The following is an 18080-nucleotide window of genomic DNA, read 5'->3' on the forward strand; positions in this document are numbered from 1 at the left end:
CATAAGAGTCACAGGTTTAAGTCAGCCTTAAATGACAAATATAGTAAAAAAAGATTAGCCATTTAAGACTAATCTTATTATACGAGGAGTTTATATATGAGTTACGAATATATTTATCAACCAGCGAAACAACAAGCCGAAGCGAATACCCTACTACTCTTACACGGAACAGGTGGAACAGAACACGACCTACTGGAGATTGCTCAATTCATTGATCCAAATGCAAATGTCCTGTCACTACGTGGGAATGAACCAGAGCGGCACATGAATCGTTTCTTTAAACGTCACGGTGAAGGGAACTTAGATATTGAAAACTTGAAATACCATGCTAAAGACCTGTATAATTTCATTGAAGCCTTGGCTTGGGAAAAAGGGTTCAATCCAGCAAACGTCGTACCAATTGGCTACTCAAACGGTGCCAATATTGCTGGCGGTATCTTATACCTATATGATAATCCTTTCAAGGGCGCGATTTTACTCCACCCTATGGTACCATTTAGAGATGAAGAGATGCCAAACCTTAGTCATACACCCGTATTTATTGGTGCGGGTACTAATGATCCAATCTGTGCACCAAGCGAAAGTGAAGAACTCAAAACCAGCCTTCAATCAGCTGGTAGCCCGGTCACCCTACATTGGGAGGACTATGGTCATTCCTTATCTATGTCTGAATTACAAGCAGCGAAGGGATGGTATGCTACCGCTGTTGGCTAATACAAAAAAGGAATGATAACCAATGGATTCTGATCAATTACTAAAACGCATTAACGAGCTCGCAGCTAAGAAAAAAGCTGGTACAATTACAGAGGAAGAACTTCTTGAACAAAAAGAATTGCGTCAAGTTTACTTGAAACAATTCCGTTCAGCCTTTAATGACATTATCTTAAACACTCGGGTAATTGACCCTGAAGGTACGGATGTAACTCCTCAAGCCGTTCGCGATGCAAAGAAAAAACAAGCCGCTGAACAAGAAAAAAAGGCTGAAGATGCAATTGACACTGACAAGTAACATAATGCATCACAAATACAGGACTAGACGTTTATAGGAATAGCTGTCTGTCCTGTATTTTTTGTCATGCAATAGTAGATAGTAGTGATCATCAAAACGATTGTTGGTGAAAATTTCTACAAATTTGCCAACACTACTTAGGACTACTATTGATCATATTCAGATAGATTGTGATATTCTTTATCTAACGCATAGCTGAACCAACGTCCATTCATCACTTCAGATAACAAATCAGTCTTTTGTGCTTCTGTATAAGATGAGGGAAGACATTCATACGAATACCTGCATTGCTCATTAACCCAACTAATCGACTACCATCAAGATGATACAAGTAATCTTTGACTGCTTCATCTGAAGTCAGTAACCATTCTTTCGCTTCATTTTCATCATTTTTTACGCCATCTTCTACTACTAAAGGTGCAATACTTTCAGCAAATATATCCTGGCTCTTTTCTTCATCTGCAACTGTCATACCACCACTAAATGAAATTGCCTTATCAAACTTCCCTTCAAAAAGAGGTGAAATTAACATAGCCATCACATCTCTTCCACCTACAGAGAATCCAGATACAGTGACGTTATTGCTATAAAATTTTATTCTACCCCCCCGCTAAAGATTTTTTAAGTCATTCCTTATTTAAACAATTGAGAAAACCCTCAAAATCAGATTTTTGAGTCTAATTTTGAGGGTCAGTAAGTTAACGCTGATTAGTTTAAAATATTAGCGCCATTTGATTGAATCACATCACGGTACCAGAAGAATGAATCTTTACGTGACCGGTCAAATGTACCATTTCCTTGGTCGTCTGCATCTACATAGACAAATCCATAACGTTTAGACATTTCAGAGGTTGATGCAGATACTAAGTCAGTACAGCCCCATGGTGTATACCCCATTAAATCTACACCATCTTGAATGGCTTCGTACATTTGTTGGATATGTGATTTTAGGTAGTCGATACGGTAGTCATCATGTATTGATCCATCAGCTTCTACTGTATCGAAGGCACCTAGACCATTCTCCACGATAAATAATGGCACTTGATAACGGTCATATAATTTGTTTAAGGTAATGCGTAAACCAACTGGGTCAATTTGCCAACCCCAGTCAGAGGCTTCTAAATAAGGATTTTCTTCTGAAATAGAGAAATTACCTGCAGTTGTACCTGTGCCTTCATCCGGATTATAGCGAGCAATCGATGACATGTAGTAAGAGAATGACATGAAGTCAACTGGATGTGCAGCTAAAATCGCTTCATCACCCTCAGCCATTTCTACATGAATATTGTTTTCTTTAAAGAAACGTTTGGTGTAAGCCGGATATTTACCACGTACTTGAACATCTGAGAAGAATAGATTTTCATGGTCTTTGTGAACTGATTCCATAACATCTAATGGGTTTGGAGATGCTGGATAAGCTTCCATACGCGCTAACATCATTCCTACTTTTAAATCCGCTTTTAATTCATGGGCAAATTTGGTTACTAAAGCAGATGCTACAAATTGATGGTGGGCTGCTTGGTACATGTCAGATAAGTTTTGTTTACCATCTTCAAATAATAAAGCACCACCTACATATCCGGAAATTCCCATAATATTAATTTCGTTGAAGGTTAACCAGTATTTCACCTTATTTTGGTAACGTTCTAGAACTGTTTGCGCGTATTTCACGAATAAATCAATTACTTCACGGTTCTTCCAACCACCATAATTTAAAGCAATGCCGATTGGTGTTTCATAGTGAGATAAAGTCACTAACGGTTCGATACCATATTTCAAGCATTCATCAAAAACAGCATCATAGAAAGCTAGGCCTTCTTCGTTTGGCTCTTTATCATCACCATTCGGGAAGATACGTGACCAAGCAATGGATAAACGGAAAGTTTTAAAGCCCATCTCAGCATACAAGGCAATATCTTCTTTATAACGATGGTAGAAGTCAGAACCCCAACGTTTAGGGTATAAACCTTCTTGATCTGCTAAAGCAAACTGTACACGCTCACGATTCATCGGTGAGGCGAAATCTGAAATATTCTTCCGGTCTTCTGGTGCTACCGCTACCGCTGTATCAGATGTCGCTGGCCCACGACCACCTTCATTCCAAGCACCTTCAAATTGATTGGCTGCCGTTGCCCCGCCCCATAAAAAACCTTGTGGAAATGTCTTGTCTGTCATATAATCCCTCTTTCGTTAATGCTTTAGTGTCTATGCAAATACTTCTATTAATTCATCTGTAAAGGAAACTGTACTTGCTTCAGTAGTTGTCACATCTTTATAAGCTTGTGTATTGGTAATGATAACCGGTGTAGTGACTTGGTAACCTGCAGCTTTAATCGCTTCAATATCAAAGGTTACTAACGGATCTCCTGCTTTAACATGGTCACCTTGTGTTACATGCGCTTCATAGAATTTACCTTCTAGTTCAACTGTATCCATCCCAATATGGATTAAAATTTCCACACCATCATCTGTGATGAAACCAATTGCATGTTTCGTTGGGAAAAGAATTTGCACTAATCCATCTGCCGGCGCTGTAACTAAACCTTCGCTCGGTTCAATGGCAACCCCTTGTCCCATTGCCCCAGTAGCAAATACTTGGTCATCTAATGAACTTAAAGGGACGATATTACCTTGTAATGGGCTATTCAAAATTTGATCTTTAGCATCTGACACACTAGCAGACACTAAGACAGGTTGGTCTTCACTTGGTGTTGGTTCAGTTGCACTAACTGTTTCGTCATCTCCGTATAAGGTAGGTACTTTTACAAACATTTGAATTACAAATGCTAATATAATAGCGATTACGGTTCCGATTGCTAGATGAATAACGGAATGGAATGAACCTGTCGCTGGGTCAATATAAGCTGGATATAAGAAGATACCCATACCACCCATTGCGTAACCAGTAACATTAAAGATTGATAAGTAAACACCGACAATACCTGAAACAATACATGAAATGATAAATGGTGTACGCATCGGTAGAGTGTACCCATAGATTGCTGGTTCAGTTACTCCAAAGATTGCTGAAATCAATGTAGGTAAAACCCCTTTTTTGACTTTGTCTTCTTTAGTTTTAAGATAAATAGCGGCAAGCACACCCACTTGAGTGAAACATGGTAACACTGCGGCTGTCAGGATAACTGATGAGCCATTTTGTGCCATATCCAAAATGGCAATTGGTACAAGACCCCAGTGTAAACCAAACATGACCATTACTTGCCATGCTGCCCCTAAAATAAATCCATAGATAATTGGACTAAAGTCATAAATTGATTGGAAAGCAATCCCAATCCAAGCAGATGCTGTATTCGCGATAGGTCCTACTAATAGGAAAGTTAATGGAATAGTTACTAATAAGGTAACCATTGGTACTGCGAATAATTTCAAAACATCTGGGGTAACTTTCTTCATAAATTTCTCAATTTTAGAAGCTACAAATATGGCTAGTAAGATCGGTAATACGGTGTTGTAGTAGCCACCCGCTGGTAGCGTAAAGTTTAACCCGAATATATTAGTTGCTTCAGTTAATGATTCAGCTAAACCTGGATATACTAATGCGCCTGCAATCGCAACTGCTGTATAAGTATTCATTTTGAATTTCTTAGAAGCTGATACCGCTAATACCATTGGTAAGTATTGGAACAAGCCATCACCAATAGTATTCATTAAGATATAAATACCTGATGCTGTATCTACACCAGTAGCCGCTAATAGGGCTGTCACCCCTTTTAAGATACCGGCAGCTGCTAAAGCGCCTAGGAAGGGTTGGAATAAGCCGGAAACAATATCGATAAACTGGTCAAACAAGTTCCCTTTATCGCCGTCATCATCCGCATCTACTTCGCCACCACCAGCAAAGTTCCCAACTTTCAGTACCTCTTCATATACCTCTGGTACGTGGTTTCCAATAACTACTTGGTATTGTCCTCCAGCTTTCATGACTGTGACCACACCATCACGCTTCTTCAAATATTCTGTATTGGCTTTGCTTTCGTCTTTTAAATAGAAACGCAAACGTGTAACACAATGTCTTACTTCCTTAACATTCTCCTTACCGCCGACTTTGTCGACAATATCTTCAGCTAATTGGGTGTATTTCGCCATTTTCTCTACTCCTTTTCTTTTATAAAACCTAACTGACTATACAAAAAAGACCCACAAATCTATTTTTGAAATACCTTAGGATGGGCGTATGTGTAGGGAGGTACACACACGCCTATCCTAAGCTACTAATCAAATAGAAAATGCAGGTCTTGCCGGCCGAACCGTAACGAATCCAGTATTTTTCCGTAACTAGATATCATTCTATTTTTCTTTATTAGCTGAATGGTTCACAAGATTTCCAATATGTAGGATTAAATATAATAATTCCATATCATTAACTTGCCAACCCTTAGCTTCTAATAGGTATTCCTTAATTTTATCGGCTGCTTCTTTCTCTTTTGGATAAGAGATGAAGGCCAATTCAACCATTCGGTCATTTTTAACCGGTTGGTCATTTTCTTACTCTTGTCCCTGTCGTATTAAGTAGTAACGAATATGGGTAACAAAACGTTGAAAATATACAGAATTCTCATCGATATCAATATTCGTAGCAAACTGAACAATTCGAATAATATCATTTGTCAACGCCATCTGCTCATAAGCAGATTGGTTAGCCGTTCGGTCCAGTTGTGCATTTACAAAATGTAGGGTGATTGCAGCGACTTCTGTTTGCGGAAAATTCGGTGACAATTTTTGTCGAACCAAGTCCACCGCCTCTTCAGCGATCGCATACTCTTTAGGGTAAATCCTTTTTATTTCCCATTGCATGGGATTCATCAAATCGGGATCTTGTTTTTGCTGATGAATCGCAAATAAGATATGGTCGGTCAGTGTAAGGAAGAGATTAGGATTGAATGCCACATCCATCTTCTTCTTGAAGAGGGATACGATTTTATAAATCCAATACATTTCTTCCTCACTAGCATTTGTCATCACCATCAAAATGTGTTCGAGATCAACGTCTCCTTCAGGATAATAACGTTTTTCAATTTTGTTGCCATCGATTGGATCGCCAACCTTGGCTTGGAAGCCTAACCCTTTTCCAATTAAAATCATCTCACGTCCGTCATCATCACTTGAAAATACGACATTATTATTAATACGCTTTACAATTTTAAAACAAATTTCCCCACACCTTCTCTCGATGACTTGATGGGAACAAGCCTATATATACAAAAAGACCAGAGCAAAAAAGTCTGAATATTAGTCCTTAGGCTAATATACGATAACTTTGATGCCTGGTCTTGCCGGCCGCACCGTAACGAATCCAGTATACAGAGTACTTGTTCTTTATCTAAGTGCAATAATACCTCGCAATGGAAACGTTGTCAAGATATTTCGAAAACGTTTTCTAAATTTTTTTGAATGCCCATTAAAACAATGATGATTTGAGCTTAAAATAACAATAATCATTAAGCATTCTATTATTATTATTCAATAAAATAAAAAACACCCTCATCGCTTGAGGGTGAAAAAGGAAAAAAACAAAAATGAAAGGATGATGCAATCTATTAGAGGTCTAGATTGCCTCAAAAACATTATAGCATGGTACAAATAAAAATGAAAGCCTTTTTATGAAACGTTTTCAATGTTGTTGTTATAGGTTTTTTCTATCATTTATGATCAATGGGGATTTAGACTAAAAATTCGTATAAAGTTGGATTTTCCGATACAGAAATATAATTTGCATCGAAATTCTTTAATCTCTCTAATAATCCTGGTAGGGTTTCATAATCACCTAGTAGGATACCAACTAGGGCTGGGCCATTTGAGCGAGAAATTTTTTTGGTATATTCAAACTTAGCGATATCATCGTCTGGCCCCAAAACGTCCGTTAAAAATTCTTTTAAGGCACCCGGTCGTTGCGGAAAATTCACTACAAAATATTGTTTGGTTCCTGAATAAATCAATGCTTTCTCCTCAATTTCGGCCATACGGTTAATGTCATTATTCCCCCCAGAAATGATGCAGACGACTGTTTTACCAACTAGGTCGTCTCCCATATTATCTAAGGCAGATACAGTCAAAGCGCCTGAAGGCTCGGCTACAATAGCTTGTTTGGTGTACAAATCAATAATTGTCCCCGCAATTTTGCCTTCTTCAACGGTTTCAAGACGGTCGATATTATCCTTAGCATATTCGAAGGTGATATCTCCTACCTTACCAACTGCTGTACCATCCGCAAATTTGTTCACTTTCTCAAGTGCTGTCGGCTGACCGTGGTCAAGGGCCAGTTTCATGGACGCTGCACCGGCTGGTTCAACGCCAACAATTTTGGTTTCAGGCATCGCTTCACGGACATAAGCTGATACACCAGAGATCAATCCACCCCCACCGATGGGCACTAAAACATAGTCTGCAGTTTCCCCGTCGGCAGTTAGACTGTGGTGGATTTCAACAGCTAATGACCCTTGGCCTGCAATGACATTTTCATCATCATAAGGCTCAATAAAAGTCATCTGGTGTTCAGCACCATATTCATGCGCAGCATGATTACAGGCATCAAAGGTATCTCCTTCAATCACAATATTCACGTAGTCACCGCCAAAGTATTTTACTTGGTTAATTTTTTGAGCGGGTGTCGTATTCGGCATATAAATCGTCGCCATCACTTGTTTTTCATTACAAGCAAAGGCTACCCCTTGGGCATGGTTACCGGCTGAGGCACAGATAACACCTTTAGCTAGATCTTCTTCACTGAGTTCACTAATTGAATAGTAAGCGCCCCTTAATTTAAATGAACGAACAACCTGTAAGTCCTCTCGTTTCAAGTAAATATTGGCTTGGTACGTCTCAGATAAGTATTGATCATATTGTAAAGGTGTCTGCTTGACGACCGACTGTAATTTTTTATAGGCACTTAGTACCTTCTCCTTGTTGACGCGTTTGACCATATAGTTTCCCTCTTTCATCTTGACCCTTTTTTTATAGCTTTAGTTATTTGTATCTACCGCATTTTCTTTCACAAACGGCATCATTTCGCGTAAGCGACCACCAACTTCTTCGATTGGATGTCCTTGCTCTTTTTCACGCATCGCGTAGAAGTCTTTAAAGCCGTTATCGTAATCATCAGTGAAGCGTTTCGCAAACGAACCATCTTGGATATCCGCTAAAACTGCTTTCATACGGTCCTTAACATCTGGTGTAATTAAGCGTGGACCTGATACATAGTCCCCAAATTCTGCAGTATTAGAACATGATTTACGCATGTGGTCCATACCACCTTCATATAATAGATCTACAATCAATTTCAATTCATGCATGACTTCAAAGTAAGCGATCTCTGGTTGATAGCCTGCTTCAACTAACGTTTCAAAACCTGCTTGGATTAAATGCGTTGTGCCTCCCATTAATACCGTTTGTTCACCGAATAAGTCAGATTCTGTTTCTTCACGGAAGTCAGTTTCAATAATACCTACACGTGTTGCGCCAATACCATCTGCCCAAGACATGGCTAAATCACGCGCAGTACCAGTCGCATCTTGGTACACAGCAAATAATGATGGCACCGCTGACCCTTTGGTAAATTCACGACGAACCAAGTGTCCTGGCCCTTTTGGTGCAACCATGAAAACATCAATTGCAGCATCCGGTTGAATATTTTTAAAATGAATGTTGAAACCATGTGCAAAAGCTAAGGCATTCCCCGCTTCAAGATTCGGTGCAATTTCATTCACATAAGTATCTTTTTGAATTTCATCTGGTAATAAAATCATGATGACATCTGCTTTTTTCGTCGCTTCAGCAACTGAGTAAACATCAAATCCATCATTACGCGCCCGGTTAGCTGAACTACCTTCACGGATTCCGATAATGACATTTTGACCGTTGTCTCGTAAGTTCTGTGCATGGGCATGCCCTTGAGAACCATAGCCGATGACAGCGAGTTGTTTACCTGATAATGCATTACTGGTCATATCTTTTTCATAGTATACTTGTGCCATAATTTTTGCCTCCATATATATTCTGACATGTGTCCCTGTGTCAATGTTTTAAAGTAATTTACTTATCCCAGTTCAGATGGGTCTAATTGTTGTGCACTCACCACATCCACTTGCTTTAATAATTGTCTGGTCAAAAGGGTCGCTGCGTCTAAATCTTGAAAATTAATGCCAATTGTAATATAGGAAATCGCTGGATCCTCTGTACCTGCTAAGGCCAAGGTATCAATGTTATAACGCGGCTTGAGGACAACTTGCGTCACTCGGTTTAAGACACCCGGTCTGTTCACTACCTTTAATTGAATAAATTGAAAGATCATGACAAGCCCTCCATTTCATTATTTGCCTTACCAGATGGCACCATTGGGGTAACGCTCTCGTATTTATCGATTAAGACTTCTAAAACATAAGCCCCATCATAAGCCAACATCTCATCTACCGCCGCCTGCATATCCGCTGGGTCCGTTACCTTAGCCGCCTTCACGCCTAAAGCTTCTGACAATTTCACGAAGTCTGGCAAACTCGATCCAAATTCAGAATGTGAATAACGGTCTGAATAGAAAGCATGTTGCCACTGATGCACCATCCCAAGCACCGTATTATTTAAAATAATAAATTTTGGTTGGATACCGTAATGCTGAATGATATTCAATTCCTGATTGGTCATTTGGAAACCACCGTCACCCATGATCCCTACAACAGGATGTTTCGCATCTGCCGCGAATGACGCTCCAATCGTTGCTGGCACACCGTAACCCATAGTACCTAAACCACCTGAAGTTAAGTTTTGGCCAGGGAATTGGTAAGGGTAATACTGAGCAGCCCACATTTGATGTTGGCCAACATCGGTCACAATATAGGCCTGACCGTCTGTTGCCTTACCTAAGTAATCCAGTACCGCTTGTGGTCGAATCGTATCTGTCATCTCTGGCACTCGAGTGGGATGTAGCGCTTGATTATCCGCTTGGTGGGTCAACCAATCTGTCTTATCAGACCAACCTGCAATAGGTTCTTGTAAAAGAGCATCCAATACCTTTTTAGCATCTGCTAATAAAGTAATATCCGGTTGGATGATTTTGCCAATCTCCGCTAGATCAATATCTACATGGATAATCTTGGCATTTGGTGCGAAATTATTAGGATTAGAGGCTACTCGGTCATCGAAGCGACTGCCAATATTCAAGAGACAATCTGTCTCCATCAAAGCCATATTGGCGGCGTACGTACCATGCATCCCTGCCATTCCTAGATTTAATGGATCATCACTAGCAAGTAATCCAATCCCTAATAAGGTATGCGTTACCGGAATATTGTAACGATGGACAAAATCCCGCAGTTCTTGATATGCTTTGGATTTTACAATACCATTTCCCACTAACAACAAGGGTTTGTCAGCTGCAAGCAAGGCTTCCTTAATTGCAGCCACCGCTTCCAAGTCTAAGTCATCTTCCAAGTAGTAACCGGGTAAGTCAAAGTGGTCATCAATGTCTTTTAAGGCTACTTCCTGAACACCAATGTCTTTAGGAATATCTACTAAAACAGGACCTTTTCGACCAGAATTAGCTAAATAGAAAGCTTCCTTAATAATGCGTGGTATATCTTTAGCATCTTCGACTTGGTAGGCATATTTTGTGATTGGCGTCATTAAAGAGACAACGTCGGTTTCCTGAAAGGCGTCTTTCCCAATACCAGATGTCGTTACCTGACCCGAAATGACGACTAGAGGCACCGAATCCATCTGCGCTGTTGCCACCGCTGTGACAATATTTGTCGCTCCCGGTCCACTAGTTGTCACCGCTACACCCACTTTGTCAGCCACGCGGGCATAGCCATCTGCCATATGACCAGCGCCTTGTTCATGACGAGCTAAGATGTGATTGACGTTCTGGCGGAAAAATTCATCATAAATATGTAATGCTGCACCACCAGGATAGCCAAAGATGATCTCTACACCTTCATCTCGCAAGGCATTGACGAGTAACTCTGTTCCTATACTGGTCTTCTTCGTTCTCTCCACATGAGCACCCCATTTCTTTAAATTCCATTTTTAAGTATTGAAAACAATAAAAAAGGCATCCCACATACACTATGTGGGATGCCAAGTCCCACTCAACATCGAATAGGACTCAAATTAACAGCTGTTAATTCCAGTCCTAAGTCACGATAATGACTACAATATTAAAATTCGCTGCTTTGAACGATTTCATCATGAGTGAAACTCCTTTCGTCTTTTTAATGATTCAATAACGAAAGTATACTGAGAACTCTTTAACTTGTCAATGGATTATTTTAATTGTATTCTAATTTATATCTTAATCATTCACCATATTGACATTCTATATTGGTATGATAAGTTTAAATCAGTACAATATTTGACTTAATTTAGAAAGGATACGTCCTATGACAACTACCCAAGGAAAACCTATTATCGAGTTAGACAAAGTTTGCTTTAACCGCCAAGATAAATCCATTCTAAAAAACATTCAATGGACAATCAACCAAGGGCAACACTGGGCGCTTCTTGGCCTAAACGGATCGGGAAAGTCTTCCATCATTAACATCCTAACAGGCTACCGCTTTCCCTCTAGTGGCCAAGTGAAAGTGCTTGATCAATTATTTGGCGTATCTTCAATTCCTGACTTACAAAAGCGGATTGGCATAGTCTCTGCTTGGATTAGCCAAGAAATCCCCAGTCATCTATCTGTATTGGAGACCATCATTTCAGGTAAATTCGCTAGTCTTGGTCTATATAAGAAAGTAACTGATGACTTCATTTTAGAAGCTGAAGACCTCTTAACTACCTTTAATTTCCAAGCTTTCAAAGATCGAAGAATGGCAACGTTGTCTCAAGGCGAACGACAGACCGTATTCATTCTGCGGGCTTTAATGGCAGAACCAGAACTTTTGATTTTGGATGAACCAACAAGTGGTTTAGATTTATTTGCCCGGGAAAATCTTTTAGCCATGCTAGACCAATTAGCTAAAGAAAAACCTGAGGTTACGCAATTAATGGTTACCCATCATACAGAAGAAATTATTCCTTTATATCAAAAAATCTGTTTATTAAAAGATGGAGAAATCTTTGCTAAAGGTGAACGTTCCTTAATGCTTGATCCCGACCGATTGCATGATTTTTATGGTCAACCTGTGCTCTTACGCCCTTTTAAAAAAGGTCGTATTCTAGTGATGCCTAGATAATTAGCAAATTAAAAAAAGATGGTTTTAATTCAGTGTAGCTGAATTGAAACCATCTTTTTTTGCTTTTAAGTGATCTAAGTAAACGACTCTTCATCTACAAAAATAGCTCGAAAATCTATAGGTAATTTGCTCGGTAGTATTGATTTATACGCAAGTTTAAATTCTCCAAGAAACTCGTTCCATCTGATAGGCCATCTGTTAGGACAACTAAACTATACTGCGCTTGATCGTTTTCATAATAGATACCACCATCATTTAAAGCTGTACCATAACTACCATATTTATTCGCCATGAGACTACTATTCACATAGGTTGTAAACAAACGGTCCGGCGATGTATTCAACAGGTAATCTACTAGTGCTTGATAAGTATCATCCGTTGCTAATAAATCATAGTAAGCTGATATCAGTTCAGCAGAAGCAACGTTATCACTATAAAACGACTCATCAATTGGAACATCTACACTATTAGCAATGCTTGTATTATATGCACCTGATCCGTAAAGTTCATTATAATATCTAATCAACATATTCGTTGCTGTATTATCTGAATACATCAAGGCATTAGCGATTAAATCCTCGATCGTATAGGCTGCTTGCCCTGTACCGTTAGCAACTGCTGCAGTGATCGTCCCATCGCCCTCTTCATAATCAGCATATGTATAAGGCACTTCTGTATCCCAATCAATGGCGCCTTCATTTATCGCATCTACATAAATAACTGATAATGGTAATTTTATAATAGAAGCGGCTGTTTGAAAGTTATTTTCATTCACTGTATAGCTTTCACCTGTTTGATAATTGGTGAATACTAATGAAATTTGACTTTCATCTACACCAAACTCGGTCATTGTATCTTCAATGACATCCGCCATTGAGTGATAAGAACTTGGTTCAATCATAGCGACACCGTTGGCTTGCATCAAATCAACATTATAAACTTCTTCACCACTTAGCGTTAACACGACATCGCTAGCTGACCCTACTGCATTTGAATCATCTACAGTAGCCGTCAAAGATTCATCTGCATTTTCTCCATTATCCTCATCATTATATTTAAATATAGCAATTAACACTGCGATTAAAGCCACTCCTAGAACGAAGAAGGGTACTAGCGGTTTAATACTAGATTTTTTTCTTCTTTTCGACATGTATTACTCCTTATTCATTTTGATATTTTACGGTTCTCATTCCATGCATATGCATTTTACCAATAAAATATGATTATACTGTGACAATCTGCCACTTAATGTGAATAAAAGATGTTTTATATTTTAAGAGTATATTAAGTATATTTCTATTCTTCATATTAAAGAGACTGGGACAAAAATATCCAAGCCTCTCTTTGCTATATAAAAATATTTATCATCAGGTTTCAAAAGTCAGCCTTGTCCGATACTGGCTAAAAGGCGCCAATCACATGTCGTTATTGTTCGACTTTTGGTCCAGTACGTCAATTCTAAACGACTTTTGTCTTCCCTTCTTTCATAGTTATTAATAAGCGCGTGCATACCACACAGTGTATTTAGCAGGTTTACCAGAATATAGGTCAACTGTTTTTTCTACTGGTGGGTTGAATGGGATATTACGTGAAGTAAATCCTGTGGCTTCTTTGATGGCTGCTTCTGACTCATCAGTACCATCCCAACCAGCTAAAATCCAACCTGGTCGTTCGCCATTTTCTTCACATGCTGCTAAGTGAGCAGTTAATTGGTCCATTGTGTCAATATCAAAATGCTCATTTTCAGCACGGAAGGCTACTGCTTTATCGTATAGACGTTGGTGCATTTCATCAAAACGGTTATGAATTTCAGTTACTAGGTCTTGATCTAGTGAAAATGCCTCTTTACCATCAACATCACGCATTTTTATCATAACTTGGTTCTTTTCCATATCACGCGGACCAAATTCAATGCGCAATGGTACACCATGTACTTCAGATTCGTTGTATTTATAACCTGGTGAGTTATTTGAGTCATCAAGATTTACCCGTAATCCAGCATCTAATAATGTTGCTTTGATTTCTTGTAATTTCTCAAGTACTTGTGGATTTTTCTTGATATTACCAACAGGGATTAGTGATACTTGTGTACCAGCAACACGAGGAGGTAAAACTAAACCTTTTTCATCACCGTGAATCATAATCATTGCACCCACCAAACGAGTGGATGAACCCCAAGACGTTGTATGCACATAGGTATGTTGGTTTTCTTCATTCAAGAATTTAATATCAAAGGCTTCTGCAAAGTTTTGGCCTAGATAGTGAGAAGTCCCTGCTTGAATGGCTTTAGTATCTTTTGTCATCGCTTCAATCGAGAAGGTATCTACCGCACCAGCGAAGCGTTCTGATGGTGTTTTTTGTCCTTCATAAACTGGCATCGCAAATACTTCTTTAACTAAGTCAGTATAGTAGTGCAACATTTTCATTGTACGTTCGCGTGCTTCTTCTTCAGTTGCGTGAGCTGTATGCCCTTCTTGCCATAAGAATTCTGATGTACGGATAAACGGTAATGTACGTTTTTCCCAACGGAAGACGTTAGCCCATTGGTTTAACTCCATCGGTAAATCACGGTAAGAGTTAATCCAATCTGACATTGCATTACCAAATAAGGTTTCAGAAGTTGGACGTAATGCCAATGGCTCTTCTAATTTTTCCTCACCTGCTTCAGTTACCCATGGCAATTCAGGCGCGAAACCTTCTACGTGATCAGCCTCTTTTTCGAAGAAATGTTTGGGAATTAACATTGGGAAGTAAGCGTTACGAATACCTTCCTTCTTCAACATTTCATTGAAGGCCTCTTTATACGATTCCCATAATAAAAAGCCATCTGGTTTAAAAATCATTGTCCCGCGGGCAGGACCGTAATCCATCAAATCGCCCTGTTGAATCGCTTGTAAATACCATTTTGAAAAATCTGTTTGTTGTAAATTTTCTGCTGCCTCTTGCTTTGCCATTTTCATACTCCTTTAAATATATTTCTGTAACCAAAAAGAGCACCTCATCCATAAAGGACGAAATGCTCGCGGTGCCACCTTTTTTAATTGAAGATACAATAGCTCTCCAACTCTCTCAAAGACGATAACGGCGCCACCGTACCTTTTTCAAGGTAATTTTTACATGTAGTAGGTTCATATTGTTAGTGGGGATATGCTTACACCTGATCACATCTCGCTTAATCCTTAACAACATTACTAGTCTACAAATCGATTATTTATTCTCATAGCTTACAGCTTATATTTTGCTTGATTAACCCATAAAAGTCAATATCTCAAGTCTTTTCCCGTAAAAATAGTTTTATTAATCGAGCAAGTCAACTGTCAGATGACTAATCAATGCTTTCATTGAACTTCGCTTATCAGCACGACCAGCCTTACGGGCCTCATAACCGTTACATAAGTAAACTTCTTCATCCGTATGTGCAACAACTTCTGGTAAATGATAGTCAGGGTCAACATAGTCTTTCAGGACTACATAGGTTAGAAAGGCCGTTGCAGCTAAATAACGCTCACCGTTATGTTTTTCACCAATAACTTTGGCAAAAATCTCCATCGAACGTTTACCTGACCCCGTTACATAGGTTTCAACATGAGCAATATCACCTTCTGGCAAAGGCGCCACAAAATGAATATCATCCATATTAGCTGTCATTGTGCCATAAGGTGTCAACCGACCTGCAGATACAGAAGCCACATTATCCATGATATATAATATTTGACCACCATATAAATTCTTATAAAAATTGGTTTGGTTAGGCATAATTCGATGTGATTGTACTGCCTTTGTTCGTTTACAAGTTACTTGTGTCATCAATCTGACCTCCAATTAAGTATTTATTCCGGATCTTTTAAGTGATTTACTTAAAGGTAAGGATAGAATAGGTGTCAAAATCCCTGAAGTGACAGCTTCTAATAATCCATTACCACCAATAGTCACTAAGAATGTACCAATTAAAGCAGACGTTGGAATATTGAGCGCATTCGCATAAGATTCTGCTGAAAATAGGTAAATCGAACCCAAAACAGTAACGGTATTCACTATAGAGCCGGTAACACCCGTAATGATGAATTTGGTTCTATCTTTTACCTTACCATCAAGATACACAGCAATCCATCCTGAAATAAAACCAACTAGCATCCGCGGAATAACAGATACTAACGGATTTAAGAAAACGACTGACATGATATCGGGCACAATCGCTGCCTTTATCATCCGCAAAATTCCCCAAGCAGCGCCGAGGATAAGTCCTGTTTGTGGACCAAATAAACTCGCACCAATAATCACTGTTAAATGAATAATTGTTGCTTGAACTGGTCCAATAGGTATATAACCGATGCCAGGAACAAAAGTTTGAATAATTAAAATCGCCAACATCAAACTAATGACAGTTAATCTGGCGGTCCGTTCTTTTTGATGATCCATAATAAACCTCGATATCTAAATTTGTAGTATATGTGGCGTTATCATACCATGAATTCCCGCTACAATAAAAGGCTAACATTATGCTAGCCTTCCCTGTCATCTTGGTTAAATGCAAGATGTTTACCCTTCAGTATATCCACAAAACGAGCAGTTAATTTAGCAGTCATTCCCCATAAATGTTCCCCTTGGATATTGTAAAAATGAATTCCCCGTCGTTCAGATCGATCAAAATCATATTGCTTCCCACCTGGAATTAGGTCAAAAGGGAAATCATCAGCCACTTCTTGATGGTGGGCTACATAATGTACGTCAGGTTCCATGGCTTTCAATTTACGCAGTGGTACTGTAAAGATATGGTCTACTTCATATTTGTTTAGGGTTAATTGTGTTAAACTATCAATCACTAATTCACCAACATAGCAACCAATCATTCGTTTACCCATCACAATATAATCCATCTCACCAACAACTACAATTTTATCAGGACTGATACCTAACTCTTCTGTCGTTTCACGGATAGCAGCTTGTTCAAAACTTTCACCAGCCTCTACTCGACCACCAGGAAAAGCGGCATCCCCAGCTTGGGAAATGCCGATTGCCCTGTGTTCGTATAAAATATGCCATTCACCTTCGAGTTTCACTAAGGGAATCAAGACAGCATAGGCTTTTTCAACATCTAGAGGACGTGGTTCGTAGGTTTGAAAAATACGTCTAACCTCATCCATTATGATCGCCCTACTTTCAATCAAAGTTTATTTGTGACGATTTTGGTAAGCTTCCCAGTCTGCTGTAAAGCCTTCAATGCCTTTGTCAGTCAGCACATGTCCCCATAATTTAGGGAATAGGCTACCTGGAATCGTACCAATATGTGCACCTGCTAACGCAGAACCTTCAAAGTGCGCTATGTGACGGATAGATGCTGCAATGATTTCAGATTCATAACCGTAGATATCTAATACTTCACGTAATTCTGCAATTAATTTCAATCCATCTTGACCGATGTCATCGATACGGCCAATAAATGGTGAAATATAAGTTGCACCCGCTTTTGCTGCCATTAATCCCTGCGAAACAGAGAAGATTAAAGTCACATTTGTTTTAATACCTTCTTTAGAAAGTGTATTTACAGCTTTCAAACCAGCTTCAGTCATAGGGATCTTAACCACAACATTGTCTGCCCATTTAGCAATCTCATGTGCTTCTTCAATCATTTCTTCATAAGTTAACCCTGTAACTTCAGCAGAAACTGGGCCATCGATTGTGCTAGCGATATCTTTGATGACTTCTTCGAAATCGCGTCCTTCTTTAGCCACTAGAGATGGATTAGTTGTGACACCGTCAACTAGTCCTAAGTCATTAATACGTTTGATTTCATCGATATTTGCTGTATCTAAGAAAAATTTCATTTTGTTACGGCCTCCTGTTAGCGAATTCTTGAGTGATGTTTGGACAAAGGACCTGACTGA

Annotated in this window: 18 protein-coding genes; 3 read left to right on the forward strand and 15 right to left on the reverse strand. The window is 39.1% G+C overall.

The window, feature by feature from the left end:
- Positions 1-96 precede the first annotated feature (96 nt).
- On the forward strand, positions 97-714 hold the full coding sequence (locus CJ191_RS05695; RefSeq protein WP_102199250.1) for an alpha/beta hydrolase: 618 nt from the start codon (positions 97-99) through the stop codon (positions 712-714).
- A 22-nt stretch (positions 715-736) separates the two neighbouring features.
- The gene (locus tag CJ191_RS05700; protein ID WP_070467038.1) at positions 737-1009 is read left to right on the forward strand and encodes a DUF896 domain-containing protein; all 273 of its coding nucleotides are present in this window, start codon (positions 737-739) and stop codon (positions 1007-1009) included.
- Between the two features lie 214 nt (positions 1010-1223).
- Here the strand turns inward: CJ191_RS05700 and CJ191_RS05705 are convergent, their stop codons facing one another.
- The 9 genes from CJ191_RS05705 to ilvB form a co-directional block, all read right to left on the reverse strand.
- A complete protein-coding gene (locus tag CJ191_RS05705; RefSeq protein ID WP_308409780.1) occupies positions 1224-1550 on the reverse strand; it encodes a hypothetical protein in 327 nt (108 codons plus the stop codon).
- Between the two features lie 167 nt (positions 1551-1717).
- A complete protein-coding gene (locus CJ191_RS05710) occupies positions 1718-3184 on the reverse strand; it encodes a glycoside hydrolase family 1 protein (RefSeq protein ID WP_102199251.1) in 1467 nt (488 codons plus the stop codon).
- Positions 3185-3214: 30 nt separating this feature from the next.
- Positions 3215-5116, reverse strand: coding sequence for a beta-glucoside-specific PTS transporter subunit IIABC (locus tag CJ191_RS05715; protein ID WP_102199252.1), 1902 nt, complete (start codon positions 5114-5116; stop codon positions 3215-3217).
- 201 nt (positions 5117-5317) lie between these two features.
- Positions 5318-5485, reverse strand: coding sequence for a PRD domain-containing protein (locus CJ191_RS09285; RefSeq protein WP_246819006.1), 168 nt, complete (start codon positions 5483-5485; stop codon positions 5318-5320).
- A 30-nt stretch (positions 5486-5515) separates the two neighbouring features.
- Positions 5516-6202 (reverse strand): PRD domain-containing protein, encoded by a 687-nt coding sequence (locus tag CJ191_RS05720; protein WP_308409781.1) that lies wholly within the window; start codon positions 6200-6202, stop codon positions 5516-5518.
- 488 nt (positions 6203-6690) lie between these two features.
- Positions 6691-7950, reverse strand: a complete 1260-nt coding sequence (ilvA, locus tag CJ191_RS05725) for a threonine ammonia-lyase IlvA (protein ID WP_070467045.1) — start codon at positions 7948-7950, stop codon at positions 6691-6693.
- Between the two features lie 39 nt (positions 7951-7989).
- On the reverse strand, positions 7990-9000 hold the full coding sequence (gene ilvC, locus CJ191_RS05730) for a ketol-acid reductoisomerase (RefSeq protein WP_102199254.1): 1011 nt from the start codon (positions 8998-9000) through the stop codon (positions 7990-7992).
- A gap of 62 nt (positions 9001-9062) precedes the next feature.
- Positions 9063-9317, reverse strand: a complete 255-nt coding sequence (locus tag CJ191_RS05735) for an ACT domain-containing protein (RefSeq protein WP_070467048.1) — start codon at positions 9315-9317, stop codon at positions 9063-9065.
- Complete coding sequence (gene ilvB / locus CJ191_RS05740) at positions 9314-11014, reverse strand: biosynthetic-type acetolactate synthase large subunit (RefSeq protein WP_102199255.1); 1701 nt, start codon at positions 11012-11014, stop codon at positions 9314-9316. The genes CJ191_RS05735 and ilvB overlap by 4 nt, the downstream gene beginning before the upstream one ends.
- Positions 11015-11397: 383 nt before the next feature.
- Here ilvB and CJ191_RS05745 point away from each other — a divergent pair, with 383 nt between their 5' ends.
- On the forward strand, positions 11398-12195 hold the full coding sequence (locus tag CJ191_RS05745; protein ID WP_102199256.1) for an ABC transporter ATP-binding protein: 798 nt from the start codon (positions 11398-11400) through the stop codon (positions 12193-12195).
- 115 nt (positions 12196-12310) lie between these two features.
- On the opposite strand, the gene CJ191_RS05750 is transcribed toward CJ191_RS05745, so the two are convergent.
- The 6 genes from CJ191_RS05750 to fsa form a co-directional block, all read right to left on the reverse strand.
- Complete coding sequence (locus tag CJ191_RS05750; RefSeq protein WP_102199257.1) at positions 12311-13345, reverse strand: serine hydrolase; 1035 nt, start codon at positions 13343-13345, stop codon at positions 12311-12313.
- A 343-nt stretch (positions 13346-13688) separates the two neighbouring features.
- Positions 13689-15149 (reverse strand): proline--tRNA ligase, encoded by a 1461-nt coding sequence (proS, locus tag CJ191_RS05755; RefSeq protein WP_102199258.1) that lies wholly within the window; start codon positions 15147-15149, stop codon positions 13689-13691.
- Positions 15150-15492: 343 nt separating this feature from the next.
- On the reverse strand, positions 15493-16002 hold the full coding sequence (locus CJ191_RS05760) for an acyl-CoA thioesterase (protein WP_102199259.1): 510 nt from the start codon (positions 16000-16002) through the stop codon (positions 15493-15495).
- Between the two features lie 15 nt (positions 16003-16017).
- The gene (locus CJ191_RS05765; protein ID WP_102199260.1) at positions 16018-16614 is read right to left on the reverse strand and encodes an ECF transporter S component; all 597 of its coding nucleotides are present in this window, start codon (positions 16612-16614) and stop codon (positions 16018-16020) included.
- A gap of 83 nt (positions 16615-16697) precedes the next feature.
- A complete protein-coding gene (locus CJ191_RS05770) occupies positions 16698-17339 on the reverse strand; it encodes an NUDIX hydrolase (RefSeq protein ID WP_102199261.1) in 642 nt (213 codons plus the stop codon).
- A 27-nt stretch (positions 17340-17366) separates the two neighbouring features.
- Complete coding sequence (fsa, locus tag CJ191_RS05775; RefSeq protein ID WP_070467061.1) at positions 17367-18020, reverse strand: fructose-6-phosphate aldolase; 654 nt, start codon at positions 18018-18020, stop codon at positions 17367-17369.
- Positions 18021-18080 lie beyond the last annotated feature (60 nt).

The organism is Aerococcus viridans (genome assembly GCF_002871935.1).
Lineage (GTDB): Bacteria > Bacillota > Bacilli > Lactobacillales > Aerococcaceae > Aerococcus > Aerococcus viridans_B.

Coding starts and splice junctions, on each gene's coding strand:
- CJ191_RS05710 (WP_102199251.1), bottom strand. CDS start 3,184: ATGACAGACAAGACATTTCCACAAGGTTTTTTATGGGGCGGGGCAACG.
- CJ191_RS05715 (WP_102199252.1), bottom strand. CDS start 5,116: ATGGCGAAATACACCCAATTAGCTGAAGATATTGTCGACAAAGTCGGC.
- ilvC (WP_102199254.1), bottom strand. CDS start 9,000: ATGGCACAAGTATACTATGAAAAAGATATGACCAGTAATGCATTATCA.
- CJ191_RS05760 (WP_102199259.1), bottom strand. CDS start 16,002: ATGACACAAGTAACTTGTAAACGAACAAAGGCAGTACAATCACATCGA.
- CJ191_RS05695 (WP_102199250.1), top strand. CDS start 97: ATGAGTTACGAATATATTTATCAACCAGCGAAACAACAAGCCGAAGCG.
- fsa (WP_070467061.1), bottom strand. CDS start 18,020: ATGAAATTTTTCTTAGATACAGCAAATATCGATGAAATCAAACGTATT.
- ilvA (WP_070467045.1), bottom strand. CDS start 7,950: ATGGTCAAACGCGTCAACAAGGAGAAGGTACTAAGTGCCTATAAAAAA.
- CJ191_RS09285 (WP_246819006.1), bottom strand. CDS start 5,485: ATGGTTGAATTGGCCTTCATCTCTTATCCAAAAGAGAAAGAAGCAGCC.
- CJ191_RS05770 (WP_102199261.1), bottom strand. CDS start 17,339: ATGGATGAGGTTAGACGTATTTTTCAAACCTACGAACCACGTCCTCTA.
- CJ191_RS05735 (WP_070467048.1), bottom strand. CDS start 9,317: ATGATCTTTCAATTTATTCAATTAAAGGTAGTGAACAGACCGGGTGTC.
- proS (WP_102199258.1), bottom strand. CDS start 15,149: ATGGCAAAGCAAGAGGCAGCAGAAAATTTACAACAAACAGATTTTTCA.
- CJ191_RS05765 (WP_102199260.1), bottom strand. CDS start 16,614: ATGGATCATCAAAAAGAACGGACCGCCAGATTAACTGTCATTAGTTTG.
- CJ191_RS05750 (WP_102199257.1), bottom strand. CDS start 13,345: ATGTCGAAAAGAAGAAAAAAATCTAGTATTAAACCGCTAGTACCCTTC.
- CJ191_RS05700 (WP_070467038.1), top strand. CDS start 737: ATGGATTCTGATCAATTACTAAAACGCATTAACGAGCTCGCAGCTAAG.
- CJ191_RS05745 (WP_102199256.1), top strand. CDS start 11,398: ATGACAACTACCCAAGGAAAACCTATTATCGAGTTAGACAAAGTTTGC.